The organism is Pseudomonas sp. LBUM1658, from assembly GCF_059716055.1.
The window spans coordinates 1,143,251-1,167,614 of the sequence record NZ_CP166798.1 but is presented as its reverse complement, the minus strand read 5'-3'; the positions used below and the strand labels follow the sequence as shown (position 1 = coordinate 1,167,614).

The 24,364-nt window shown below is 60.0% G+C and carries 20 protein-coding genes; 15 read left to right on the top strand and 5 right to left on the bottom strand.

Annotated elements, in window-relative coordinates:
- The first annotated feature begins 47 nt into the window (after nucleotides 1-47).
- The 12 genes from ACA064_RS05335 to ACA064_RS05280 all read left to right on the top strand — a co-directional run bounded on the left by ACA064_RS05335 (nucleotide 48) and on the right by ACA064_RS05280 (nucleotide 15,367).
- Nucleotides 48-1,220, top strand: a complete 1,173-nt coding sequence (locus ACA064_RS05335; RefSeq protein ID WP_497672445.1) for a PilZ domain-containing protein — start codon at nucleotides 48-50, stop codon at nucleotides 1,218-1,220.
- A 9-nt stretch (nucleotides 1,221-1,229) separates the two neighbouring features.
- Nucleotides 1,230-2,690: an alginate biosynthesis TPR repeat lipoprotein AlgK gene (algK, locus tag ACA064_RS05330; RefSeq protein WP_497672444.1), complete on the top strand. Its 1,461-nt coding sequence runs from the start codon at nucleotides 1,230-1,232 to the stop codon at nucleotides 2,688-2,690.
- Nucleotides 2,687-4,171, top strand: a complete 1,485-nt coding sequence (locus ACA064_RS05325; protein ID WP_497672443.1) for an alginate export family protein — start codon at nucleotides 2,687-2,689, stop codon at nucleotides 4,169-4,171. The genes algK and ACA064_RS05325 overlap by 4 nt, the downstream gene beginning before the upstream one ends.
- A gap of 26 nt (nucleotides 4,172-4,197) precedes the next feature.
- The gene (algG, locus tag ACA064_RS05320) at nucleotides 4,198-5,775 is read left to right on the top strand and encodes a mannuronan 5-epimerase AlgG (RefSeq protein ID WP_497672442.1); all 1,578 of its coding nucleotides are present in this window, start codon (nucleotides 4,198-4,200) and stop codon (nucleotides 5,773-5,775) included.
- Between the two features lie 11 nt (nucleotides 5,776-5,786).
- The gene (locus ACA064_RS05315) at nucleotides 5,787-7,235 is read left to right on the top strand and encodes an alginate O-acetyltransferase (protein ID WP_497672441.1); all 1,449 of its coding nucleotides are present in this window, start codon (nucleotides 5,787-5,789) and stop codon (nucleotides 7,233-7,235) included.
- Between the two features lie 35 nt (nucleotides 7,236-7,270).
- Nucleotides 7,271-8,380, top strand: coding sequence for a mannuronate-specific alginate lyase (locus ACA064_RS05310; RefSeq protein WP_497672440.1), 1,110 nt, complete (start codon nucleotides 7,271-7,273; stop codon nucleotides 8,378-8,380).
- A gap of 268 nt (nucleotides 8,381-8,648) precedes the next feature.
- Nucleotides 8,649-10,208, top strand: a complete 1,560-nt coding sequence (locus tag ACA064_RS05305; protein WP_497672439.1) for an MBOAT family O-acyltransferase — start codon at nucleotides 8,649-8,651, stop codon at nucleotides 10,206-10,208.
- An 11-nt stretch (nucleotides 10,209-10,219) separates the two neighbouring features.
- The gene (locus tag ACA064_RS05300; RefSeq protein WP_497672438.1) at nucleotides 10,220-11,395 is read left to right on the top strand and encodes an alginate O-acetyltransferase; all 1,176 of its coding nucleotides are present in this window, start codon (nucleotides 10,220-10,222) and stop codon (nucleotides 11,393-11,395) included.
- Nucleotides 11,396-11,411: 16 nt separating this feature from the next.
- The gene (locus tag ACA064_RS05295; protein WP_497672437.1) at nucleotides 11,412-12,077 is read left to right on the top strand and encodes an alginate O-acetyltransferase AlgF; all 666 of its coding nucleotides are present in this window, start codon (nucleotides 11,412-11,414) and stop codon (nucleotides 12,075-12,077) included.
- A gap of 224 nt (nucleotides 12,078-12,301) precedes the next feature.
- Entirely contained in the window at nucleotides 12,302-13,750 is a 1,449-nt protein-coding gene (locus tag ACA064_RS05290) for a mannose-1-phosphate guanylyltransferase/mannose-6-phosphate isomerase (protein ID WP_497672436.1), read from the top strand.
- A 291-nt stretch (nucleotides 13,751-14,041) separates the two neighbouring features.
- Nucleotides 14,042-14,506 carry a multidrug transporter gene (locus ACA064_RS05285; RefSeq protein WP_497672435.1) on the top strand — a complete coding sequence of 155 codons (465 nt, stop codon included), beginning with the start codon at nucleotides 14,042-14,044 and terminating at the stop codon, nucleotides 14,504-14,506.
- 36 nt (nucleotides 14,507-14,542) lie between these two features.
- Complete coding sequence (locus tag ACA064_RS05280) at nucleotides 14,543-15,367, top strand: SDR family oxidoreductase (RefSeq protein WP_497672434.1); 825 nt, start codon at nucleotides 14,543-14,545, stop codon at nucleotides 15,365-15,367.
- A gap of 219 nt (nucleotides 15,368-15,586) precedes the next feature.
- On the opposite strand, the gene ACA064_RS05275 is transcribed toward ACA064_RS05280, so the two are convergent.
- From ACA064_RS05275 to ACA064_RS05260, 4 genes are read right to left on the bottom strand one after another with little or no spacing between them, the layout of a single operon-like run.
- Nucleotides 15,587-16,450, bottom strand: coding sequence for an efflux RND transporter periplasmic adaptor subunit (locus ACA064_RS05275; RefSeq protein WP_497672433.1), 864 nt, complete (start codon nucleotides 16,448-16,450; stop codon nucleotides 15,587-15,589).
- A 10-nt stretch (nucleotides 16,451-16,460) separates the two neighbouring features.
- A complete protein-coding gene (locus ACA064_RS05270; protein ID WP_497672432.1) occupies nucleotides 16,461-16,661 on the bottom strand; it encodes a DUF1656 domain-containing protein in 201 nt (66 codons plus the stop codon).
- Nucleotides 16,651-18,846 (bottom strand): FUSC family protein, encoded by a 2,196-nt coding sequence (locus tag ACA064_RS05265; RefSeq protein ID WP_497672431.1) that lies wholly within the window; start codon nucleotides 18,844-18,846, stop codon nucleotides 16,651-16,653. The genes ACA064_RS05270 and ACA064_RS05265 overlap by 11 nt, the downstream gene beginning before the upstream one ends.
- Nucleotides 18,847-18,856: 10 nt before the next feature.
- The gene (locus ACA064_RS05260; protein ID WP_497672430.1) at nucleotides 18,857-20,368 is read right to left on the bottom strand and encodes an efflux transporter outer membrane subunit; all 1,512 of its coding nucleotides are present in this window, start codon (nucleotides 20,366-20,368) and stop codon (nucleotides 18,857-18,859) included.
- Nucleotides 20,369-20,548: 180 nt separating this feature from the next.
- On the opposite strand from ACA064_RS05260, the gene ACA064_RS05255 reads away from it, so the two are divergent.
- The 3 genes from ACA064_RS05255 (at nucleotide 20,549) to ACA064_RS05245 (ending at nucleotide 23,326) form a co-directional block, all read left to right on the top strand.
- Nucleotides 20,549-21,517 (top strand): LysR family transcriptional regulator, encoded by a 969-nt coding sequence (locus tag ACA064_RS05255; protein WP_497672429.1) that lies wholly within the window; start codon nucleotides 20,549-20,551, stop codon nucleotides 21,515-21,517.
- Between the two features lie 188 nt (nucleotides 21,518-21,705).
- The gene (locus ACA064_RS05250; protein WP_497672428.1) at nucleotides 21,706-22,680 is read left to right on the top strand and encodes a 2-hydroxyacid dehydrogenase; all 975 of its coding nucleotides are present in this window, start codon (nucleotides 21,706-21,708) and stop codon (nucleotides 22,678-22,680) included.
- A gap of 136 nt (nucleotides 22,681-22,816) precedes the next feature.
- Nucleotides 22,817-23,326 (top strand): DUF2165 family protein, encoded by a 510-nt coding sequence (locus ACA064_RS05245; RefSeq protein ID WP_497672427.1) that lies wholly within the window; start codon nucleotides 22,817-22,819, stop codon nucleotides 23,324-23,326.
- A gap of 101 nt (nucleotides 23,327-23,427) precedes the next feature.
- On the opposite strand, the gene ACA064_RS05240 is transcribed toward ACA064_RS05245, so the two are convergent.
- Nucleotides 23,428-24,330 (bottom strand): DMT family transporter, encoded by a 903-nt coding sequence (locus ACA064_RS05240; RefSeq protein WP_497672426.1) that lies wholly within the window; start codon nucleotides 24,328-24,330, stop codon nucleotides 23,428-23,430.
- Between the last annotated feature and the right edge of the window lie 34 nt (nucleotides 24,331-24,364).

Sequence of the window (24,364 nt, the reverse complement as noted above, 5' to 3'; positions counted from 1 at the left end):
CCCTGCCTCGCCTGAATTAACTAGGAATTACATCGATGAACAGCCCAATGAATACCGCCTCAAACTCCAACGTGGTGCATGAATCCGAAGCCCAGCGCCAGCACGCCCGGGTCAAAATCCCGGCCAAGCTGCGCTTCGTCGACAGCGCCGGTGCTGCCACGATCGCGCGGGTCGAAGACCTGTCCGCCGGCGGCCTGAGCTTTAACGCCGGGCCGCAAAAGGACCTGAAGATCGGCGCGGTACACAAGGCTCGCCTGCAATTCGTCATCGACAACCTGGGCCTGGCCATGGACGTCGAGCTGCAGGTCCGCTCTTACGATCGTCAGTCCGGCCGCACCGGTTGCCAGTTCCAGAGACTGGACCAACAAGACATCTCGACCCTGCGCCACCTGATCACCTCGCACCTGAGCGGTGACATCGTCACCATGGGCGAAGTACTCGCCACCCTGCAGCGCGACAACTTCACCAAGGCGCGCAAGGTCAAGGACGGCGGCCACGGCATGACCGCCCTGGGCCGCATGCGTGCGGTGACCTTCAGCCTGGCGATTTTCCTCGTCGGCCTGGCAGCCTTCGGCTTCATCTTCAAGTCGGTCTACGGCATGTACTTCGTCAGCCACGCCCAGTCCGGTGTGGTCAGCGTACCTGCGATGAACGTCACCATGCCCCGCGACGGCACCGTGCAAAGCCTGATCCAGGCTGACGGCGTTGCCGCCAAAGGCGCTCCGCTGGCGACCTTCAGCACCAGCATGCTCGACGTGCTCAAGGGCCATCTGACCGAAGACCAGTTGCAGCCGTCCAAGGTTGAAGAACTGTTCGGCAAGCAAATGACCGGCACCATGACTTCGCCTTGTGATTGCACCGTGGCGCGGCAGGTCATTTCCGACGGCCAGTACGCCAGCAAAGGCGACGTGATCTTCGAACTGGTGCCGCGTAACACCCAGGCCAACGTTGAAGCACGCTTCTCCTATCGCCAGTTCGGCGACGTGCGTCCAGGGACTGCGGTGAACTTCCAGGTGGCCGGTGAAGACCAGATACGCCGCGGCACGATCGTCAGCAGCGCCAGCCTGAACAGCGCCGACCTGTCGTCTGACATCCGCGTGAAAATCAAGCCCGATACAGCGCTGGACAGCACCTTGGCCGGCAGCCCGGTTGAAGTGAGCAGCGATCGCGGTCCATCCCTGAACTGGCTTGTCGATAAAGCCACGGCCGCCGGTCTTTAAGCGGAGGAAATGCCTGTGATTAGCTTACCTACCCTGCCACTGACTAGCGCTCATCCCTGTGGGAGCCTTGCCCGCGAAGCTCTTACAGGCTCGCGTTCACTGCTCTGCTCCCTGGCCATCGCCATCAGCCTGGCCGGTTGCGCCGGCCTGCCTGACCAGCGTCTGGCCAATGAAGCCATGAAGCGCGGCGACACTGCGCTGGCGTCGCAAAACTACCAGCAGCTGGCAGACCTGGGTTACAGCGATGCACAGGTCGGTCTGGCTGATATCCAGGTAGACAGCCGCGACCCGGCGCAGATGAAACAGGCCGAAGCGACTTACCGCTCGGCCGTCGACAGCTCGCCACGGGCTCAGGCCCGTCTCGGTCGTCTGCTGATGGCCAAGCCAGGTGCCACCGAAGCTGAACACCACGAAGCCGAAGGCCTGCTGAAAAAGGCCTTCGCCAATGGTGAAGGCAATACGCTGATTCCGCTGGCGATGCTGTACCTGCAATACCCGCACAGTTTCCCGAACGTCAATGCCCAGCAACAGATCAGCCAGTGGCGCACTGCCGGTTACCCTGAAGCGGGGCTGGCTCAGGTGCTGCTCTATCGCACCCAGGGCACCTACGACCAGAACCTGGGCGAGGTCGAAACCATCTGTAAGGCGGCACTGCACACCACCGACATCTGCTACGTCGAGTTGGCCACCGTCTACCAGAAACGCGCCCAGCCCGAACAACAGGCCGAGCTGCTTAAACAGCTGCAAGCCGGTTACAGCGCTGGCACGGTTTCGGCACAGCGGATGGACAGCGTCGCTCGGGTCCTCGGTGATGCCACCCTCGGCGCCCCCGACGAAAAAACCGCGCAGACGCTGCTCGAACAAATCGCCCCGGTCTACCCCGCTTCCTGGGTCAGCCTGGCGCAACTGCTCTACGACTTCCCGGAACTTGGCGACGTCGACAAGATGATGACGTATCTGGACAACGGCCGCGCCGCCGACCAGCCGCGAGCCGAACTGCTGCTGGGCAAACTCTATTACGAAGGTAAGTGGGTCCCGGCCGACGCCAAACAGGCTGAAGCGCATTTCCAGAAAGCAGTCGGCCGTGAAGTCGCCGCCGATTATTACCTGGGCCAGATCTATCGCCGTGGCTACCTCGGCCAGGTCTACCCGGACAAAGCCCTGTCGCACTTGCTGACTGCCGCCCGCAATGGCCAGAACAGCGCCGACTTTGCCATCGCCCAGTTGTACTCCCAAGGCAAGGGCACCCGACCTAACCCGGTCAATGCCTATGTCTTCAGCCAACTGGCCAAGGCCACGAACACCCCGCAAGCCACTGAGCTTGCACAAACACTCGAAGCCCAGCTGCCGCCTGCCCAACGAGCCGAGGCCCAACGCCTGTTGCAACAAGAGCAGGCCATGCGTAGCGGTTTGAGCAAGGACACGTTGGACCTGCACGCCCTGCAAGAAGAAGGCGAGGAATCCCTATGAAGTTGAATCCATTTGTGCAAGCTGGCATTGGCCTGGGCTTCGCCCTGTTGTGGTCCTGCCCGACTCTGGCCGCCCTGACCGACGAGAAGAACTACGGTCTTGACGTGAAAGCCACCGGCCAATCCGAAGATGACCGCGACCTCGGCACCCAAAAGGGTGGCGACGTCAACGGCGTCGGCCTCGACCTGCGTCCCTGGGTCTACGGCGAAAGCGGCAGCTGGAGCGCCTATGCCATGGGCCAGGCCGTGACCTCGACTGACATCATCGAGACTGACACTCTGCAACAGTCCGACAGCGACGGCACCCAGACCACCGACAGCGGTGATCGCAAGAGCAAAAAGAACTATCTGGCGATGCGTGAATTCTGGGTCGGCTACAGCGGCCTGACGCCTTACCCCGGCGAGATCCTGAAACTCGGTCGTCAACGCCTGCACAACGACGATGGCCAATGGCGTGACACCAACATCGAAGCCCTGGCCTGGACCTTCGACACCACCTTGTTGAAAGCCAACGCCGGTGTCGCCGAGCGCTTCAGCGAATACCGCACCGACCTGACCGAACTGTCGCCCAAAGACAAGGATCGCCTGCATGTCTTCGGCGATATCTCGACTCAATGGACACCCGGCAATTGGGTCGGCGTGCGCGGCCACCACACCCATGATGACGGCAAGCTCGACTATCCGACTCCTGGTGTAGCCGCCGACTCGCTGGACAAGAAAGAGAACGGCGACCTGACCTGGCTCGGTCTGGAAGCCAACAGCGACGCCTACAACTACCGCAACACCAACACCCTCAACTACTGGGGCAGCGTCACCGGCATGTCCGGCGACCGCGACACCGTCAACCAGCTAGCTGCCGATGGCTCCGCCCCGGCACAAGCCAAAACCAGCGGCAACGTCGACGGCTGGGCCACCGATATGGGCCTGCGTCTGCGCCTTGATCCGAACTGGCAAGTCGGTGGGGCTTACGCCCGCGCCAGTGCCGATTACGAACAGAACGGCCTGGAAAGCAACCGTTCGAGCTACACCGGTACTCGCTCGCGGGTTCACCGTTTCGGCGAGGCCTTCCGTGGCGAAATGAGCAACATGCAATCCGCCACCCTGTTCGGCTCCTGGATGCAGAACGATGAGTACGACGCCAGCCTGGTCTACCACAAGTTCTGGCGCGTCGACGGCAACAAGCAAGTCGGCAGCAACGGCATCAACGCTGTACAGAATGACGAAGACAGCACCACCGGCGTGGCTTCGACCATGGCCCTGCCACTGGAAGACGGCAAGAAAGACCTCGGTCAGGAAATGGACCTGGTGGTCACCAAGTACTTCAAGCAAGGCCTGCTGCCGGCTGGCTTGAGCCAGTCGATCGATGAACCTGCGGCGCTGGTGCGCTTGCGCGGCGGCGTGTTCAAGCCCGGCGATGCCTATGGCAAAGACGTCGACTCGTACATGCATCGTGCCTTTGTCGATGTCGTCTGGAAGTTCTGATGCGAAGTGCCAAAGGAGTGCGTGAGATGAATAGTCAAGCCATCAAGGGCTCGATCAGCCTGTTGGCCGGCGCACTGCTGCTGGCCAGTGCGACAGTCTTTGCCAGTGTCGAACCGGTGAACAAGCCGGCGACCGTGGCCAAGGGCCTGCAACAAGCGAATACCTACACCGTCACCAGCGCGCCGATCGAGCCGCTGGAGCTGGCCAAGCCGAAACTGCCCGACCTTTCCGGCTACACCGCCGAGGCCGTGGCGGCGAAGATCGTGCGCAGTAAAGCGGGCAAGGTCAGCGTTCGACGGATGATGCAGGAGAATGCGCTGAAGGATTTCATCGGCGGCGACAACAAGATGGCCGAGTGGGTGGTGCGTCAGCACGGTATCCCGCAGGCGATCTTTATCGACGACGGTTACATCAACCTCAAGGACCTGAGCAAGAAGCTGCCCAAGCAGTACTTCAGCGAAACCTCGCCGGGTGTGTTCCTGGCGAAATTGCCGATCGTGGTCGGCAACAAAGGCATCCTCGAAATCGACAAACAGACCCAAGAGCTGCGTCTGTCCCAGGAAGCCGGTTCGTTCCTGGTCAACGATGGCCAGCTGTTCGTGCGTGATACCAAAATCACCGGCTGGCGCGAAAAGGAAAACTCCCCGGCGACCTTCCGCTCGCCGAAAGAATTCCGTCCGTTCCTGCTGTCCTGGGGCGGCACCCAGACTTACATCGTCAACAGCAAAATGGCCAGCTTCGGCTATGCCAACAGTAAGTCTTACGGTGTGAGTATTTCCCAGTACACGCCGAACATGGCCAAGGTGCTCAAGCGCGACGAACCTACCGGCTGGATCATCGGTTCGGAATTCTCGGACATGTGGTACGGCTTCTACTGCTACGAGACCGAGGACTTCGTGGTCAAGGGTAATACCTACCGCGACAACATCGTCTACGGCATTGACCCCCATGACCGTTCCCACGGGCTGATCATCGCCGATAACACGGTGTACGGGACCAAGAAGAAGCACGGGATCATTATTTCCCGTGAGGTCAACGACAGCTTCATCTTCAACAACCGTAGCTACGAGAACAAGTTGTCAGGCCTGGTGATCGACCGTAACAGCGTCAACAACCTGATCGCCGACAACGAGATCTATCGCAACGAGACCGACGGCATCACGCTCTACGAGAGTGGCAACAACCTGCTGTGGGGCAACAAGGTGGTCAGCAACAAGCGCCACGGCATTCGTGTGCGTAACAGCGTGAACATTCGCCTGTACGAAAACATCTCCATGAACAACGGCCTGACCGGTGTGTACGGGCACATCAAAGATTTGACCGAGACCGATCGCGATATCCATCTCGATCCGTTCGACACCCAGGTCTCGCTGATTCTGGTGGGCGGTGAGCTCGCCGCCAACGGCAGCGGCCCGCTGTCCATCGACTCGCCGCTGAGCGTCGAGTTGTACCGGGTATCGATGCTTGCTCCGACCAAATCCAGCGGCATCAGCTTCAACGGGATTCTCGGCGAGCGCCAGAATGAAATTCTCGACCTGCTGGTACGCCAGCAGAAAGCTGTGCTGATCGACCCTGTCGAACGCCAGACCGATATGCGGGACTGAGGATGACCTTTATGCACCCACACTTGATCAAACTACTCAGCCTTTCGGGCCTGACCGCGGCGATTCTCGCCGCCAGCGCAGGCGCACGTGCCGATGAGGCCCAGGCGCCGAATTTCACGGCCGAGCCGTGCTGCAACCTGTGCCCGGCAGCGCACGACGCGAAGAACTACACCACTCGCTATCAGCAGAACTTCACCACGCTGGTGCAGGCTCAGGGCGACTGGTTGTTCCGGACCCAGGAAGACCTGCGTACCGAGTTCGACACCACGCCCGCCGGCTACAAGCGCATGCAGCAATTGCACGATGCGTTCAAGAGCAAAGGCGTGGAACTGGTGGTGGTTTACCAGCCGACCCGTGGCCTGGTGAACCGCAGCAAGCTGAACCCGGAAGACAAGGCCAGGTTCGATTTCGACAAGGCGCTGCGCAATTACAAAACCATGCTCGGGCGTTTCGCCGCGATGGGTTATGTGGTGCCGGACCTGTCGCCGCTGACCAATGAGCAATTGCCCGACGAAACGACCGCCCACGACTTCTACTTCCGTGGCGATCAGCACTGGACCCCTTACGGCGCCCAGCGTACAGCGAAAATCGTCGGAGAGAAGGTCAAGCAAATCCCGGCCTTCGCGGACATTCCCAAGCGCGAATTCGAGTCCCATAAGTCGGGTCGCATGGGCAAGACTGGAACGTTACACAACATGGCTGGTCAACTCTGTGGCACTAGCTACGCGATCCAGTACATGGATCAATTCACCACCGAGCCAAAAGGCGAAGCGGCTGACGGCGATCTGTTCGGCGAATCCGGAAATCCGGAGATCACCCTGGTCGGTACCAGCCACAGTGGCAAGAACTACAACTTCGCCGGTTTCCTGGAAGAAGCCATCGGCGCCGACATTCTTAACGTGGCATTCCCCGGCGGTGGCCTGGAAGGTTCGATGCTGCAGTACCTGGGCAGCGAAGAGTTCCAGAAAAAGCCGCCGAAAATTCTCATCTGGGAATTCTCACCACTTTATCGCCTCGATCAGGAAACCACTTATCGGCAGATGATGGCGCTGCTCGACAACGGCTGCGAAGGCAAAGAAGCACTGATGAGCGGCAGCACCACCCTCAAGCCCGGCAAGAACGAGCTGATGGTCAACAGCAAGAACATGGACCTGCGTAACAGCACTCATCAGGTCGACATCCGCTTCGCCGACCCGTCGGTGAAAACCATGCAAGCCACCCTCTGGTACATGAACGGGCGCCACGAGGACATCAAGATCGAAAAACCGGAAACATCCGACACCGACGGGCGTTTCGCCTTTGAACTGCGCACTGACGAAGATTGGGCCTCGCAGACCCTGCTGGCCGTAGAGGTCCAGGGTCCGGAAGCGGGTGCCACTGCGCAGAAGGTCGAAGCGAAAGTATGCAAACGCAACGTGTTCCCAAGCGCTGAGCAACGTACCGCTCAGGCAGGGCAATGAGGTTACCAATGCACACTGGAACTCGAACACTGACAATGAAAAAACTGCTGGCGCCGACTCTGCTGGGGCTGGCGATTTTCGCCGGCACCGCACAGGCCGCCGCACCACTGCGTCCGCCTCAGGGCTACTACGCGCCAGTGGAAAAATTCAAGACCGGTGACAAGGCTGAAAGCTGCGAAAGCATGCCAGCGCCTTATACCCAGAAACTGCAATTTCGCAGCAAATACGAAGGCTCCGACAAGGCTCGCTCGACGCTCAATACAGCATCGGAAAAAGCCTTCCGTGGCGCCACTGCCGACATCACCAAACTGGAGCGTGGCATTAGCAAACAGGTGATGCAGTTCATGCGCGATGGCCGTCCGGAACAGCTTGAGTGCACCTTGGGCTGGTTGACGGGTTGGGCCAAGGCCGATGCGCTGATGTCCAAGGACTTCAACCATACCGGCATGTCGATGCGCAAATGGGCACTGGGCAGCATGGCCTCGTCCTATGTTCGCTTGAAGTTTTCCGACAGTCATCCGTTGGCGAACCACCAGCAAGAGTCGCAACTGATTGAAGCCTGGTTCAGCAAAATGGCCGATCAGGTGGTCAGTGACTGGGACAACCTGCCGTTGGAAAAAACCAACAACCATTCGTATTGGGCAGCCTGGTCAGTCATGGCCACTGCGGTCGCGACCGATCGCCGCGACCTGTTCGACTGGGCAGTGAAGGAATACAAAATCGGCGCCAACCAGGTCGACGCCGACGGTTTCCTGCCTAACGAGCTCAAGCGTCAGAAGCGTGCCCTCGCTTATCACAACTACGCCCTGCCACCGCTGGCGATGATCGCCAGTTTTGCTCAGGCCAATGGTCTGGATGTGCGTCCGGAAAACAACGGTGCGCTGAAACGCCTGGGTGACCGAGTGCTGGCCGGGGTCGAGGATCCTGATGAGTTCGAAGAAAAGAACGGTGAAGAACAGGACATGACCGATCTCAAGATCGACTCGAAATTCGCCTGGCTCGAACCCTTCTGCACCCTCTACACCTGCCCGGCCGATGTGCTTGAACGCAAACGCGAGATGCAACCGTTCAAGACCTTCCGCCTCGGTGGTGACCTGACCAAGGTCTTTGACCCGAGTCATGAGAAAGGCAACAAGGGTTCGTAAGGCTGAACGCTTTCCCCTGTGGCGAGGGGGCTTGCCCCCGCTGGGGTGCGCAGCGCCCCCAAAACCTGCCAACGCGGTGCTTCAGTCAGAACGCGCAAGCAGGTTCTACGACTGCTTCGCAGCCGAACGGGGGCAAGCCCCCTCGCCACAGGTAAGCGCCTGGCATTAGCGCCAGGTCAGTTTCAAAGCAATACAACCGCCCGGTTTTTCGTGGGGGGGTTTGGGGGGGCTTCGGCCCTTAACTGTTGGATAAACACGGAGAGTCGGGATGGTTTTTTCATCCAATGTGTTCCTGTTTCTGTTCTTGCCGATCTTTCTCGGCTTGTACTATTTGAGCGGGCAACGCTATCGCAATCTGCTGCTGCTGATTGCCAGCTACATGTTCTACGCCTGGTGGCGAATAGACTTCCTGGCGCTGTTCATGGCCGTCACCCTGTGGAACTACTGGATCGGCCTGAAAGTCGGAGCTGCCGGAGTTCGCACCAAACCTGCGCAACGCTGGCTGTTGCTCGGCGTGGTGGTGGATTTGTGCATCCTCGGCTACTTCAAGTACGCCAACTTCGGCGTGGACAGCATCAACGCGATGATGACTTCGGTCGGTCTTTCGCCGTTCATCCTGACCCACGTGCTGTTGCCGATCGGGATCTCGTTCTACATCTTCGAGTCCATCAGCTACATCATCGACGTCTACCGCGGCGACACCCCGGCCACCCGCAACCTGATCGACTTTGCGGCGTTCGTGGCGATCTTCCCGCATTTGATCGCAGGCCCTGTGTTGCGTTTCCGCGACCTGGCCGATCAGTTCAACAACCGCACCCACACCCTCGACAAGTTCTCCGAAGGTGCCACGCGGTTCATGCAGGGCTTCATCAAGAAGGTCTTCATCGCCGATACCCTGGCGGTCGTGGCCGACCATTGCTTCGCCCTGCACAACCCGACTACCGGGGATGCCTGGCTCGGCGCGCTGGCCTACACCGCACAGCTGTACTTCGATTTCTCCGGCTACAGCGACATGGCCATCGGCCTGGGCTTGATGATGGGTTTCCGCTTCATGGAAAACTTCAAGCAGCCGTACATCAGCCAATCGATCACCGAGTTCTGGCGTCGCTGGCACATCAGCCTGTCCACCTGGCTGCGTGACTACCTGTACATCACCCTGGGCGGCAACCGTAAAGGCACGCTGACCACCTACCGCAACCTGTTCCTGACCATGTTGCTCGGCGGTCTGTGGCACGGCGCGAACATCACCTACATCATCTGGGGTGCCTGGCACGGCATGTGGCTGGCGATTGAAAAGGCCCTGGGCCTGAACACCTCGCCGTACAGCTTCAACCCGATCCGCTGGGCGCTGACCTTCCTGCTGGTGGTCATGGGCTGGGTGATCTTCCGTTCGGAAAACCTGCACGTCGCCGGCCGCATGTATGGCGCCATGTTCAGCTTCAACGAATGGTCGCTGTCGGAACTCAACGCGGCGAGCCTCACCGGCCTGCAAATCGCGACCCTGGTGGTGGCTTACGCAACCCTGGCGTTCTTTGGCCTGCGGGACTTCTACAGCAACCGGCCGAAAGCCAAGCCTGCCGTGGACACCGAAGCCGATGGCCCGGCCACCGCGCAACCTGGCCTGATCAAAGCCGTACCGGGTGATGCCGCAGACAGCATTCACCAGCCGGGCTACACCGTCGGCACCGATGCAATGGTGCAACCTGCCTATTGGGCCGCCGATTGGCCGCGCTACGCAATGCGCGCCCTGGTACTGCTGCTGTTCGTCGCATCGATTCTCAAACTCTCGGCGCAAAGCTTTTCGCCGTTCCTTTACTTCCAGTTCTGAGGGAGCCGACCATGACCCGCTCATTACGCATCCTCTATGTCGTCCTGTTTATGGCCGTGCTGCTCGCCTTGGGCGTCTGGTCGACGCGCAGTTTCTTCGGCTTCAGCACCACTGCCGAGACCACGGTGCTCAACGGTCGCTGGACCAAGGCCGTCGAGACTCACTACGACGAAGAGTTCCCGATCAAACGCCTGGGGACCAACCTCTGGGCGGCGCTGGATTTCAAGCTGTTCAACGAAGGTCGTCCGGGTGTAGTGCTCGGTCGCGATCAATGGTTGTACAGCGATGAGGAATTCAACCCGATCGTCAACGAAGACCAGAACCTGCAAGGCAACTACGCGCTGGTCGAAGGCGTGCGTCAGGCTCTGAAAGAGCGCGGCGTGAAACTGGTAATGGCGATTGTTCCGGCCAAGGTGCGCCTGTACCCGGAACACCTGAGCGATGTGCGCCCCGCCAGCATCCATGCCGATCTGTACCAGGACTTCCACGCCCATGTCGCGGCGAACAAGATCCTCGCTCCCGACCTGCTCGGCCCGATGCAACAGGCCAAGCAAAGCGGTGAGCAAGTGTTCCTGCGCACCGACACCCACTGGACTCCGACCGGCGCCGAGATCGCAGCCAAGCAATTGGCCGCGGCGATTGCCGAGAAAACCCCACTCAGTGGCGAGCCGCAACGCTTCGTGACCGAAGCCGAGAAAACCGAACAGCACAAAGGCGACCTGACTCTGTTCCTGCCGCTCGATCCGCTGTTCAGCAATCTTATGCCGCCACAAGAACCGCTGGAAAAACGCACCACTCGAGTTGCTGAAGACCAGCCTGTTGCTGATGACGCCCTGTTCGCCGAAAGCGAAGTCCCGGTGGCATTGATCGGCACCAGCTACAGCGCCAACCCTAACTGGAATTTCGTCGGAGCCTTGAAAGAGGCCCTGAAAAGTGACGTGGTGAATTACTCGGAAGACGGCCACGGCCCGATTCTGCCCATGCTCAGCTACCTGAAAAGCGCTGCCTTCAAAGACAGTCCGCCACAGGTGCTGATCTGGGAATTCCCGGAACGCTATCTGCCCGTGAACAACGAAATCGGCGATGCCGACCCACAGTGGGTCGCAGCACTCAAAGAAGCCGGTACGCGCCAACAAAACCTTGCTACAAACACCAAATCCGAGACGCCCGATCGGGCGCAAAACTGAAAGAGAGGTACTACACATGACTTTCACGACTACTCCTCGTCGTCTCGCCGTTCGCTCCTTGAAAGCAGTCGCCCTCGTTGCCGGCGTCAGCCTGTTGTCGATGCAAGCCTTCGCCGGTGACGCCGCGCTCTACGGCCCGACCGCACCGAAAGGCTCCAGCTTCGTGCGTATCTACAACGCCAGCAACCAGGAAGTCAGCGCCACTGTTGGCACCACCAACCTCAGCGAAGTCGCTCCGTTGGCAAGCAGCGACTTCAGCTTCATGCCTGGCGGCGACTACAGCGCCAAGGTCGGCAGCCAGACCCTGCCCGTGAAACTGGCCGGCGACCACTATTACACCCTGGTCAACAACGCCGGCGGCAAGCCACAATTGATCGAAGAACCACCGTTCAAAAACAAGCAGAAATCCCTGGTACGCGTACAGAACCTCAGCGACAAACCGCTGACCCTGAAAACCGCCGACGGCAAGACCGAAGTGATCCCGACCGTGGCCGCCAAAGGCCGTGGCGAGCGTGAAATCAACCCGGTGAAAGTCAGCTTCGCCCTCTATGACGGCGAAAAGAAAGTCGGCGAAGTGAAACCAGTGGCGCTGGAGCGTGGTGAAGCCGCAGTGCTCTACGTCACCGGCAGCGGCACCAGCCTGTCGCCAGTCTGGGTAAAACGCCCGGTTTCGACGCGCTAATCAATTTTGTCGAATAGCCCAATGAACTGACACCGATCCCGTAGGAGCTGCCGCAGGCTGCGATCTTTTGATCTTTGGCGTTATTGAAATCGCCAAAAGATCGCAGGCTTCGCCAGCTCCTACAGGGATTCGGGTTGTCCGGGTTATCCGACACGGACCAAGAACAAGAGTGAAACGACAGAACGCAGTAGCTCTGACCCATACGATTTTCAAGGAGTAACAACATGATTCCGGTGATCTTGTCAGGTGGTAGCGGCTCACGTCTTTGGCCGCTTTCGCGTAAACAATTCCCCAAGCAGTTTCTCGCCCTGACCGGCGAACAAACGCTGTTCCAGCAGACCCTCGAGCGCCTGGTGTTCGACGGTATGGACACACCGATTGTGGTCTGCAACAAGGAACACCGCTTCATCGTCAACGAGCAACTGAACAACCGCAAACTCGACACCCAGCGCATCCTGATGGAACCGTTCGGCCGCAACACTGCGCCGGCCGTGGCCCTGACCGCGATGATGCTGGTCAACGAAGGCCGTGACGAGTTGATGCTGGTACTGCCGGCTGACCACGTCATCGAAGACCAGAAAGCCCTGCAACGCGCACTGGCCCTGGCCACCGTGGCTGCGGAAAATGGCGAGATGGTGCTGTTCGGCGTACCGGCGACCAAACCGGAAACCGGCTACGGCTACATCAAGTCGACCAACGATTCGCTGCTGCCCGAAGGCGTCAGCCGCGTGTCGCACTTTGTTGAAAAACCAGACGTGAAACGTGCCACCGAGTTCGTTAACGCCGGCGGTTACTTCTGGAACAGCGGCATGTTCCTGTTCCGCGCCAGCCGCTTCCTCGAAGAGCTGAAAAAGCACGATCCGGACATCTACGACACTTGCCTGCTGACGCTTGAGCGCAGCGAGCAGGATGTCGACACTGTCGACATCGACTCAGCCACCTTCGCCTGCTGCCCGGACAACTCCATCGACTACGCGGTGATGGAAAAAACCCAGCGCGCCTGCGTCGTACCACTGACTGCCGGCTGGAGCGATGTCGGCTGCTGGTCGTCACTGTGGGAAGTGAATGAGAAAGACGCCAACGGCAACGTCACCAAAGGCGACGTGGTCATCCAGGACAGCAAAAACTGCATGATCCATGGCAACGGCAAACTGGTGTCGGTAATCGGCCTGGAAAACATTGTGGTCGTCGAAACCAAGGACGCCATGATGATCGCCCACAAGGACAAGGTCCAAGGCGTGAAACAGATGGTCAACACCCTCAACGAGCAAGGCCGCAGCGAAACCCAGACTCACTGCGAAGTCTATCGTCCGTGGGGCTCGTACGACTCGGTGGACATGGGCGGCCGCTTCCAGGTCAAGCGCATCTCGGTCAAGCCGGGCGCGTGCCTGTCCTTGCAGATGCACCACCACCGCGCCGAACACTGGATCGTGGTCAGCGGCACCGCCGAAGTGACTTGCGACGAGAACGTGTTCCTGCTGACTGAAAACCAGTCGACTTACATCCCGATCGCCTCGGTCCACCGCTTGCGCAACCCGGGCAAGATTTCGCTGGAAATCATCGAAGTGCAATCGGGCAGCTACCTGGGCGAAGACGATATCGAGCGTTTTGAAGATATCTACGGTCGCACCCCGGTCGAACGCGGCGTCTCGGTGAAAACCATCGCGCAGTGATTGATCGGTAATACCGCTAGACAAGAAGCCCCCGTCCAGCCGACTGCGTTCCTATCCGCAGTTGGTGGGGCGGGGGCTTTTTTTTGTGAAACAGTTAGCAAACAAGATCAAGATCAAAAGATCGCAGCCTTCGGCAGCTCCTACGGGGGGAGGCGTACACCCGTGATGTGATGGATGGAATGGACCTGTGTAGGAGCTGCCGAAGGCTGCGATCTTTTGATCTTGCCCTTCCCCATCGCCAATCACACCCTGGCTTATGTAGGATGACTTTTTTATCCCGAGATTAACCTCATGTTCATCGGCGTCCTGCTGGTCATTACCTGGCTGATACTGCTGGTGCGTTATCCGGAGAAAGCCTTGCCGGTGTCGCTGGCGGCGGCGATTGGTCTGGGTCTGGTGGCGGTGTGGGTGATCTGGCTGGATAACCGTGAGGTCAAGCAATTGGCGCGGCTGGAGTTGCGCATCAGCTATGCGCCCGAGCACTGCCCGGCGGATCGCCCGTTGCTGCTTAAAATGAACAACGGCAATGATGTACCGTTGACCGAGTTACGCTGGCGGATCGCTGCCTACGCTCCCGGTGACACGGTGAACCTGGCGGAAAATCTCTACGCTGCCCCACGCTACCGTGGCCCCGGCGAACTGCAGGCTGGCGCCTCGTGGGAAGACTGCTTGCCGCTGCCGCCGCTGCGTCCCGGTTATCGCCCACAATCCCTGGAGTTTCGCGCCGAGCGTTTGCAAGGTAGTTTCTCCGACTGAGCCACTCCTTCTCCCCTCTTGCACAAGGACCGCGCCATGCCTCTCGCGTTAATCACCGGTTGTTCCAGCGGCATCGGCCGCGCTTTGGCCGATGTGTTCAAAACTGCCGGTTATGAAGTCTGGGCCACCGCGCGCAAGGCCGAAGATGTAGCGGTACTGGCTGGCGCCGGGTTCATCGCGGTGCAGCTGGACGTCAACGACGGTCCGGCACTGCAAGCCTTGAGCGAGCGCATCAACCAGCAACGCGGCGGCCTGGATCTGTTGATCAACAACGCTGGCTATGGCGCCATGGGGCCGTTGCTCGACGGCGGTGTGGAGGCGCTGCAGCGCCAGTTCGAAACCAATGTATTCGCGGTGGTCGGGGTGACCCGGGCGCTGTTCCCGGTACTGCGCCGCGCCAGGGGGCTGGTGGTGAATATCGGCAGTGTGTCCGGGGTGTTAGTGACGCCGTTTGCCGGCGCTTATTGTGCTTCGAAAGCTGCCGTGCATGCCTTGAGCGATGCCCTGCGCATGGAGCTGGCGCCGTTCGGCATCCGTGTGATGGAAGTCCAGCCTGGCGCCATCGCCTCCAGCTTCGCCAGGAACGCAGGGCATGAGGCCGAACAGTTGATCACCGAACAATCGCCCTGGTGGCCGCTGCGCGAAGGCATCCGCGCCCGGGCCAAGGCCTCCCAGGACAACCCGACACCGGCCAGTGAATTTGCGGCTGGGTTGCTCAAGGCTGTGCAACAGAAAAAGCCGCCGCGTTTGCTGCGTTTGGGCAATGGCAGCCGGGCGTTGCCGCTGTTAGCGGCGTTGCTGCCCAAGGGATTGTTGGAGGCGGGGTTGATGAAGCGGTTTGGGTTGGGCAAGTCGTTATAGGGGCGGTTCAAAGGGGTGACTAAAAAAGGTTGGGTTACCCCATACTTTGTGGCGAGGGGGCTTGCCCCCGTTGGGTCGCGCAGCGGCCCTAAAACCTGCAACTCCATAGTGTCAGGCACATCGCATTCACAGGTTTTACGACTGCTGCGCAGCCGAACGGGGGCAAGCCCCCTCGCCACAACAAGCCCCCTCGCCACAGGGAACGCGTCGGTCTGACGATTATTGCTCCGCTTCCTGCTTCACCACCACCGTGCAAGTAATCCCCGCCGCCAGCAGCACGCCGTCCGGCACTTCATCGATGTGGATTCGCACCGGCACTCGCTGGGCCAGGCGCACCCAGTTGAAGGTCGGATTGACGTCGGCGATCAGTTCGCGGCTTTGCGGGTTGTCGCGGTCGTAGATGCCGCGGGAAATACTTTCCACGTGCCCCTTGAGCACTTCGCCGCTCATCAGCTGCATATCGGCTTTGTCGCCGACCCGCACGTGGGGCAGCTTGGTTTCTTCGAAGAAGCCGTAGACCCAGAACGAGTTCATGTCGACTACGGCCATTTTTGCTTCGCCGATGCGTGCGTAGTCACCGCGATGGACGTTGAGGTTGGTGACGTAGCCGTCCACCGCCGCCAGCACTTGGGTGCGTTTGAGGTTCAGCTGCGCGGCTTCCAGTTGCGCTTGCGCGTGCTGGTAATCGGCCAGGGCCGAGTCGGCGATGTTGCTGGCGTCGTCGCGGTTTTCTTTGGAGATGACCAGGCTGTCCATGTCGGCGCGGCGGTGAGCATTGACCTTGCGCATCTCCCATGTGGCCTTGCGTGAGGCTACCAGCGACTGTGCCTGTTTCACCGCAATTTGATAATGCTCGGGGTCGATCTGCATCAGCAGGTCACCCTTTTTCACCAATTGGTTGTCACGCACCGGGACGTTAACCACTTCACCGCTGACGTCGGCGGCGACGTTGATGATGTCGGCGCGCACCCGGCCGTCGCGGGTCCAGGGGGTGTTCATGTATTGCACCCAGAGGGTCCGGCCGATCCACAGGGCAAGGGCCAGCACCAGCAAGGTGGCGAGCAGGCTGAAAAGCTTTTTCATCAGGTCGTTCTCAACGGTAAACAGTGAGCGCCAAGGCGCCGAAAATGCAGGTGAACAGGCTCAGGCGCAGCAGCGCCGGATGCCAGAACAGGCGGTACAGATCGAAGCCTGCCAACAACCGGTCCAGGGCCCAGGCAAGCAGAGCCGCGATGAAAAACATCAGGGTCATGGTCGGCATGTACACGCCATGGAAGGCGATTTCACGAGGCATGTTCTAGTCCTTGGGGCTCGGCGGGCGCAGCGAACGCCGCCAGCGGTGATTGCGGGTCGAGCAATGAAGTGCGGATGAAATGCAGGTAGCTCTTCACCCGGCGCAGGGCCGAGGTATCGAAATGCGGCGCGAAGGGTTCGTCGGTGGCCTGCACCCGGCTGATGGCGTGGTCGACCGCGATCAAGGCGCGTTCGAGATTGCTTTGGCTCGGCTGGATAAACAGCCGCACCAGCGAGCGGCCCATGACCCGGATCGCCTGACGCCACGGCTGGGACTCTGCGTAGGCCGGATGCACCGGAAGGATCGCCTGCTCCTTGCGCAACTCGATGATCGCGTGGCCGACTTCCAGCACCACGAACATCCAGCGCAGCAAGTCACGCTGCACCTGGGGTTGCCCGGCGGCAAGGCCATAGGCCTGATGCAGCAAATCCCGGGTGCGGCTTTCGAAACTCGACCCCAGCCCCTTGAGCTTGCCGCTGATGGCGTACACCACCTGCTCGCGCAAGTCCTGTTCCAGTCGACGCCACAACCAGCGGCTGTTGGGCGGCAGAATGATCGCCCCGGCGGCGGCGCAGACCAGCATGCCCATGACCATGGCGATGTAGTCGTTGATAAAGGCGTAGGGGTTGTAGACGGTCAGGTTGTCCGGCACCGAACCAGTGCTGAAAAAGATCAGCAGGCCCAGGCCGACCCCGGCGTATTGCGGGCGCGAGGAGAGGAACGAGCCGAGCACGATCACCGGCGCCAGCATCACGCAGAGCAAGGGAAAACCATCGATCCAGGGAAACACGAAAAACATCTCGACGAAGCCCACCAGTGCACCGATCAAAGTGCCGCAGGCCATCTGAAAGGCCATGCGTTTCGGGTTCGGGGTGGCCGCCGACAGACCAACTGTAGCGGCCGCGATCAGGGTCATGGTCGCGCCGCTGGGCCAGGCGGTGGCCACCCAGTAACTGCCGAGCACCACCAGGATGAAAGCCGCACGAAACCCCGAGGCTGCCGCAGCCAGCCAGTTGGTCTGCGGGGTAAAGGGTTCGTCCCATTGCTCCCGTTGGTGGCTGTGTTCGGCCAACGAGGCGTGGGTCTGTGCATAACTGTGCAGGTCGTCGACGAAACGGTAGAGCAACTCATAGGCCGTGTGAAAATCCAGCTGCTCGGCGTCACTCGGCGCACTTTCTTGAAAGATCGCCCGCAGGCTGCGCACCCGCGCGGGCAAACCTTCTTTATAGATCGCCAGTTGCGTGACCAGGCGTGCCGCATCGGCACTGGTCAGCGCCCGGCCGGAAAAGCCGTCGAGCACTTCGGCCAGATCCTGCAACCCCGGCTTGATTGCCGCCACCGCCTGCTCCGTACCGCCGCTGTGTAATCGCTCAAGCAATTGGTGCAAGGCGTTAAAGCGGGTAGTGATGCCCATGAACTCGCTGTTCAAGCGACTGAGTCGGCCGTTGCGCTGCCGCATGTGGGGATCTTCGAACACGGTGACACTGCGCAGTCCTTCAAGGCCGACCGCCTCGGCGATAAAGCGCACATTGCTGTTTTCGAAGGCATCGCGCTGACTGCGCCCGCGCAGGCCATCGGTGACGAACAGCGCGAATACCCCGAAGCGCTGGTACAACGCGTTGCGCATTGCCGCACTGGCGGTTTGCGGCAGGATCGCGGCGCTGACCAGGGTGGCGCAGAGTATCCCCAGGGAGATTTCCAGCACCCGCCATACCGCGGCCATAAAGGCGCTTTCGGGATGGGCCAGCGCCGGCAAACCGATCATTGCCGCGGTATAACCGGCCAGCACAAAACCGTAGGCGCGAAAGTTGCGATAACGCGCAGCGCCAGCCGAGCAGATGCCAACCCAGATCGCCAGCGAGCCGAGGAACAGTTCGGTGTTCTGCGCAAACAAGGCGATCAGCGCGACCATCACCGCCGAACCGGCCAGGGTGCCGAGGAAGCGGTAGAAGCTCTTGGCCAACACCTGACCGCTCTGCGGTTGCATCACGATAAACACCGTGATCATCGCCGTGCGCGGCTGCGGCAGTTCCAGGCGCATGGCCAGCCACAGGGTCAGAAACGCCGCGATCAACACCTTGAAGATATAGACCCAGGTCACGCCATCGCTGCGTGCCCAGTCGAAAAAACCACGGCGCCATTCAAGGGAATACAGCCAGCGCAGCGGTGCAGGCAAGGGAGTCATTGCATCCTACTCAGTGATCAAAGACGGCTAAGACCGCCGGGGTCTTGCTTGGCATGGTTTTGCTGTCATCCGGTACGTCGTTGCCGGCACCGAGCCCGCCACCCAGTGCGGTGACCAGTTCGGCATGGGCACTCAGGCGCGCGGCCTGGACCTGCTGCTGGATCTGCTGCTGATGGAACAACAGGCTTTGGGCATTGAGCACGTTGAGGTAGTCGGTGAGCCCGCGCTGGAAGGCGATCATCGCGATGTCGTAGGTCTTCTGTGCCGAGGCCACCGACTCGGCGGCGAAGCCTTGCTGCTTGTCCATCGACTCACGGCGGATTAACTGGTCGGAGATGCTTTTCAGCGCGTTGACCAGGGTCTGGTTGTATTTGGCGACGGCAATGTCATAACCGGCCGAGGCCTCGCCCAACTCCGAGCGCAGGCGGCCGCCGTCGAAGATCGGCAGGGAGATCGCCGGGCCGACGCTGTAGTTGAGCTTCTTGCCCGTCAGAAATTCCAGAGCACCACCACCGGTGGCCATAAAACCAAGGCTGCCGATCAGATCGACGTTGGGGTAGAAACCGGCATGAGCGACATCGATGCCCCGCGCCTGAGCCGCGACTTGCCAGCGACTGGCGACCACGTCGGGACGCTGACCAAGCAGTTCGGCGGGCAAGGCTGAGGGCAACTTCAAAGCTGCACCCAGCGCCAGCGTTGGCCGTTGCAACTGCGCGCCCTCCCCCGGACCTTTGCCCGCGAGGGCCGCGAGTTGGTTGCGACTCAGGGCAATTTCTTCGTCCAGCGCATCCAGTTGCCGATGGGTTTCCGGCAACGGAGTCTGTGCCTGACTGACTTCAAAGTGGGTGCCGATGCCGCCGTCCAGGCGTTTTTGCGCCAGGTCGAGAATCTGCTGTTGCTGCTTCAAGGTGGCGTTGACGATATCGCGCTGGGCGTAATGCAACGACAACTGGATATAGGCGCGAACCACGTTGTTCTGCAATTCCAGCCGGGCCATGCGCGCTTCGGCGGCGTTCATGTGGGCCATGTCCACGGCGCGTTCGGTGGCGTTGCGTTCACGGCCCCAGAGGTCAAGGGCGTAACTGAAGCCCAGCGCGGCATTGTTGTCCCAGGTGGTCGAATTGGCCAGTTCACCGGGGCCGTAAAACTGGTCAGTGGGCCAATTGTGGCGCTTGAGTGTGGATTCGCCATTAATCTGCAACGACTCGGCTGCCTCGGCAATCCCGGCCATGGCCCGCGCCTGGCGCACCCGGGCAGCGGCCATGGCCATGCTCGGGCTGCCTTGTACGGCGAGGTCGATCCAGCGATTCAGTTGCGGGTCGCCATAGGCCTGCCACCATTGGACGGTTGGCCAGTGGGCATCCTGTGCGGCGCTCTGGATCGCCTCGTCAGTGGCCAAGGTATTGGCGGCGAGGGTCTTGCCTTGCGGGGCAATTCCTCCGGTTCCGATGCAGCCGCTGATTGCTAACGATAAAACCCAAACACTTAGAGTCTTCAGCTCTCTGTTGATGCGACGCGGCACTGCTGCAATTTCCTGGAGTGGGGGGGCTCTGTAGGTGGAACAATTCTAGGGGGCAGTCGGGATCGCGATAAGCCGGGATTCCTGTGAATCTTTGTTACCGTTAACGCGATAATCCGTTGGTCGGGTCACAGTAGCCCGTTACTTCGTGTCACAATTTGGCATCTCCCTTGAGAGTTCACCATGGACACCTTGCAAAATATGCGCGCCTTCAGTTGTGTGGCCGAAGCCGGCAGCTTCACTGCCGCCGCCGTGCAGCTGGACACCACCACCGCCAACGTCTCGCGCGCGGTCTCCACCCTTGAGGCCCATCTGCAAACCCGCTTGCTCAACCGCACCACTCGGCGTATCGCCCTCACCGAGGCCGGCAAACGCTATCTGCTGCGCTGCGAACAGATCCTTGCCTATGTCGAGGAAGCCGAAGCCGAGGCCAGTGATGCCCATGCGCGCCCGGCCGGACAGCTGAAAGTGCATACCATGACCGGCATCGGTCAGCATTTCGTTATCGACGCCATTGCCCGCTATCGCAAGACTCATCCGGACGTGACCTTCGACCTGACCATGGCCAATCGCGTGCCGGATCTGCTGGACGAGGGGTACGACGTGTCCATCGTGCTCGCCAGCGAACTGCCAGACTCAGGCTTTGTTTCCCAGCGCCTGGGCATCACTTACAGCATCGTTTGCGCCTCCCCGGCCTACGTCAAAGCCAACGGCTGCGCGCACAAGCCCAGCGACTTGCTGAACCACGCCTGCCTGCGCCTGGTGAGCCCGGTGATTCCGCTGGAAAAATGGACGTTCGACGGCCCCGAAGGCCAGGAAATGGTCACCATCAACAGCTCGCCGTTCCTGGTGAACTCCGCCGACGCCATGAAAACCGCGATCACCAGCGGCATGGGCGTGGGTGTGCTGCCGGTCTACGCGGCCATCGAAGGCCTGCGCAACGGCACTTTGGTGCGGGTAATGCCCAACTACCGCTCGCAAGAGCTGAACCTGTACGCCATCTACCCGTCACGCCAGTACCTGGATGCCAAGATCAAAACCTGGGTCGAATACCTGCGCGGTTCGCTGCCGGAAATTCTTGCTGCGCATCAGGCGGAGCTGACGGCGTATGAGTTGAGTGGCAGTTTGAGTGGGGCGCGGTTGGCTAATTAGAATTATGTCGCCGCAAAAAGATCGCAGCCTGCGGCAGCTCCTACGGGATTTGGGTTCGCTGAAGAGCCGCGGCTGTACTCGGTCGGTGTAGGAGCTGCCGAAGGCTGCGATCTTTTCTGTCCTCGCGCACCCCGGCCAAGAATGATAGCTTGCTTGGCATTCTCCTCTGCCCGACGAGCCCTTCTCCCATGAAAAAGACTGTACTTGCCTTCAGCCGTGTTACCCCCGAAATGGTCGAACGCCTGCAACAGGACTTCAACGTGATAGTGCCAAACCCCAAATTGGGTGACATCAACGCACAGTTCAACGAAGCCCTGCCTGATGCTCACGGTCTGATTGGCGTCGGTCGCAAACTGGGCCGCGCTCAACTGGAGAACGCTGCGAAACTGGAAGTGGTCTCCAGTGTTTCGGTCGGCTATGACAACTACGATCTGGCCTACTTCAATGAACGCGGGATCATGCTCACCAACACCCCGGATGTGCTCACTGAAAGCACCGCCGACCTGGCCTTTGCACTGTTGATGAGCAGCGCCCGGCGCGTCGCCGAACTGGACGCCTGGACCAAGGCCGGGCAATGGCAAGCCACCGTTGGTGCGCCGCTGTTCGGCTGCGATGTGCACGGCAAGACCCTGGGCATTGTCGGTATGGGCAACATCGGCGCGGCCATTGCGCGCCGTGGACGTCTGGGTTTCAACATGCCGGTGATCTACAGTGGCAATAGCCGCAAGGCGGATCTGGAACAAGAACTCGGCGCGCAATTTCGCAGCCTCGATCAGTTGCTGGCCGAAGCCGACTTCGTCTGCCTGGTGGTGCCACTCAGCGAAAAAACCAGACACCTGATCAGCCATCGCGAACTGGCGTTGATGAAGTCGAGCGCAACTCTGGTGAATATTTCCCGGGGCCCGGTGGTCGACGAACCGGCGCTGATCGAAGCCCTGCAAAACAACCGGATTCGCGGCGCCGGGCTGGATGTTTATGAGAAAGAACCGCTGGCCGAATCGCCGTTGTTCCAGCTGAAAAATGCCGTGACCTTGCCGCATGTCGGCTCGGCCACCCATGAAACCCGCGAAGCCATGGCCAACCGCGCCCTGGCCAACCTGCGCAGCGCCTTGCTCGGTGAACGGCCGCAGGATCTGGTCAATCCGCAGGTGTGGAAGAGCTGAATACGGCCTCCCACCTCTTTTGGCATCAAAGTGAGGTGGGGCTTCAGGCTGGGGAAACAGCCTGCAACCCATGAAATCCCGAGTCAATCCTTGCACGTTCTAAGCTGTTGTTTTGGAACATGAGAAGGAACTCATCATGAAAAATATCACCACTGGCGGCCTGATCAGGCGCAGCAAATTGTTGATCGTATTGTTCGTCGGCATTTTTGGCATCTTGATCGTCTTCGGCAATCTGACCGACTACACCACCAACTTCCAATACGTCCAGCACATCCTGAGCATGGACACTACCGACAAGAACAGCTCATTGATGTATCGCTCCATCACCCTCCCGATCCTGCATCACCGGATCTACTGGTTGATGATTACGCTGGAAACCAGCTTCACGGTGTGCTGCCTGATCGGCGCCCATCAGCTCTACAAGGCTCTGAATGGCTCCAGTACGGAATTTCATGAGGCCAAGAAATTTGTCGTGGCCGGCTTTATGGTCGGTGTTTTCATCTGGTACTTCTGCTTTCAGGTGATAGGTGGCGAGTGGTTCGTCATGTGGCAGTCCGAAGAGTGGAACGACCTGGGCACCGCCGAGCGACTGGTGGATTTCCTGATGATGGCCTTGGTCTTCATTGTCTTGAAGATCGACGACTGACGCCATCAACCCTCGGGCTCTGTTTGTAACGGGACTCCTGTCCACCACGTCCCGGTACAAACAGGATCACGGGGTATACATTTGCTGATCGCCATCCTTTCTCAAACCAACTTGCCGCTACTCTGCATGATCAACGGCCTGGGCTTGCGAAATACCAACACATTACCGAGCATCACCAGCACCAACCCGGCCAACGCCGGTGCCGTCCACTGGTAACCCTCAACGAACGCCGAAACATTCAGCGCCACCACCGGGAACAGCACAGTGCAATACGCTGCGCGCTCCGGACCCATGCGTCCGACCAGGGTCAGGTAGGCGGTGAAGCCGATCACCGAGCCAGGAATGACCAGATACAGTAGTGAGCCGACGTAGCGAGTGTTCCATTCCATCTCGAAGGGAATGCCTTTGACCAGGCAGTACGCCGACAACATCGCCGCCCCATAGGCCATACCCCAGGCATTAGTGGTCAAGGGCTTGAGACCGGCCTTCTGTTGCAGGCTCGACAGCATGTTGCCGGCCGAGAAGCACATGGTCCCAAGCAGCGCCAACCCCAGACCGAGCAAGGTTTGCGGACTGGCGGTATGACCGACCAGCTCCGGCCAGAACAGCAAGCCCAGACCGAACAAGCCCAGGGCGCCGCCCATCAGCACGTTGCGGGCGATTTTCTGCTTGAAAAACACCCGGGCATTCAAGGCATTCCACAGCGTCGCGGTAGAAAACACCACGGCGACCAGGCCACTGGGAATCCATTGGCTGGCGTAGAGAAAACATATGAAGTTCACACAGAACAGGCATAACCCCTGGGCGAGGCAGATCAGGTGACCGCGCCGATTCATGACCTGCAGGCGACGGCTGAGCAGCAGCATGACGAATAGCACCAGCGCGGCCAGGCCGAAGCGATAGACGATCGAAACGGGAATCGCCACCACGCCCAGTTGCAGCTTGAGGGCGATCCAGGTGGTGCCCCAGATCAGCACGGTGAGCAGGTATAACGAGATGTTCATGACGAGGGCTCCTGACTATGGCTACCAGTCTCAG

Excerpts from the sequence above, each read along its gene's own strand:
- ACA064_RS05335 (WP_497672445.1), top strand. The coding sequence starts at position 48 with ATGAATACCGCCTCAAACTCCAACGTGGTGCATGAATCCGAAGCCCAG.
- algK (WP_497672444.1), top strand. The coding sequence starts at position 1,230 with ATGCCTGTGATTAGCTTACCTACCCTGCCACTGACTAGCGCTCATCCC.
- ACA064_RS05325 (WP_497672443.1), top strand. The coding sequence starts at position 2,687 with ATGAAGTTGAATCCATTTGTGCAAGCTGGCATTGGCCTGGGCTTCGCC.
- algG (WP_497672442.1), top strand. The coding sequence starts at position 4,198 with ATGAATAGTCAAGCCATCAAGGGCTCGATCAGCCTGTTGGCCGGCGCA.
- ACA064_RS05315 (WP_497672441.1), top strand. The coding sequence starts at position 5,787 with ATGCACCCACACTTGATCAAACTACTCAGCCTTTCGGGCCTGACCGCG.
- ACA064_RS05310 (WP_497672440.1), top strand. The coding sequence starts at position 7,271 with ATGAAAAAACTGCTGGCGCCGACTCTGCTGGGGCTGGCGATTTTCGCC.
- ACA064_RS05305 (WP_497672439.1), top strand. The coding sequence starts at position 8,649 with ATGGTTTTTTCATCCAATGTGTTCCTGTTTCTGTTCTTGCCGATCTTT.
- ACA064_RS05300 (WP_497672438.1), top strand. The coding sequence starts at position 10,220 with ATGACCCGCTCATTACGCATCCTCTATGTCGTCCTGTTTATGGCCGTG.
- ACA064_RS05295 (WP_497672437.1), top strand. The coding sequence starts at position 11,412 with ATGACTTTCACGACTACTCCTCGTCGTCTCGCCGTTCGCTCCTTGAAA.
- ACA064_RS05290 (WP_497672436.1), top strand. The coding sequence starts at position 12,302 with ATGATTCCGGTGATCTTGTCAGGTGGTAGCGGCTCACGTCTTTGGCCG.
- ACA064_RS05285 (WP_497672435.1), top strand. The coding sequence starts at position 14,042 with ATGTTCATCGGCGTCCTGCTGGTCATTACCTGGCTGATACTGCTGGTG.
- ACA064_RS05280 (WP_497672434.1), top strand. The coding sequence starts at position 14,543 with ATGCCTCTCGCGTTAATCACCGGTTGTTCCAGCGGCATCGGCCGCGCT.
- ACA064_RS05275 (WP_497672433.1), bottom strand. The coding sequence starts at position 16,450 with ATGAAAAAGCTTTTCAGCCTGCTCGCCACCTTGCTGGTGCTGGCCCTT.
- ACA064_RS05270 (WP_497672432.1), bottom strand. The coding sequence starts at position 16,661 with ATGCCTCGTGAAATCGCCTTCCATGGCGTGTACATGCCGACCATGACC.
- ACA064_RS05265 (WP_497672431.1), bottom strand. The coding sequence starts at position 18,846 with ATGACTCCCTTGCCTGCACCGCTGCGCTGGCTGTATTCCCTTGAATGG.
- ACA064_RS05255 (WP_497672429.1), top strand. The coding sequence starts at position 20,549 with ATGGACACCTTGCAAAATATGCGCGCCTTCAGTTGTGTGGCCGAAGCC.
- ACA064_RS05250 (WP_497672428.1), top strand. The coding sequence starts at position 21,706 with ATGAAAAAGACTGTACTTGCCTTCAGCCGTGTTACCCCCGAAATGGTC.
- ACA064_RS05245 (WP_497672427.1), top strand. The coding sequence starts at position 22,817 with ATGAAAAATATCACCACTGGCGGCCTGATCAGGCGCAGCAAATTGTTG.
- ACA064_RS05240 (WP_497672426.1), bottom strand. The coding sequence starts at position 24,330 with ATGAACATCTCGTTATACCTGCTCACCGTGCTGATCTGGGGCACCACC.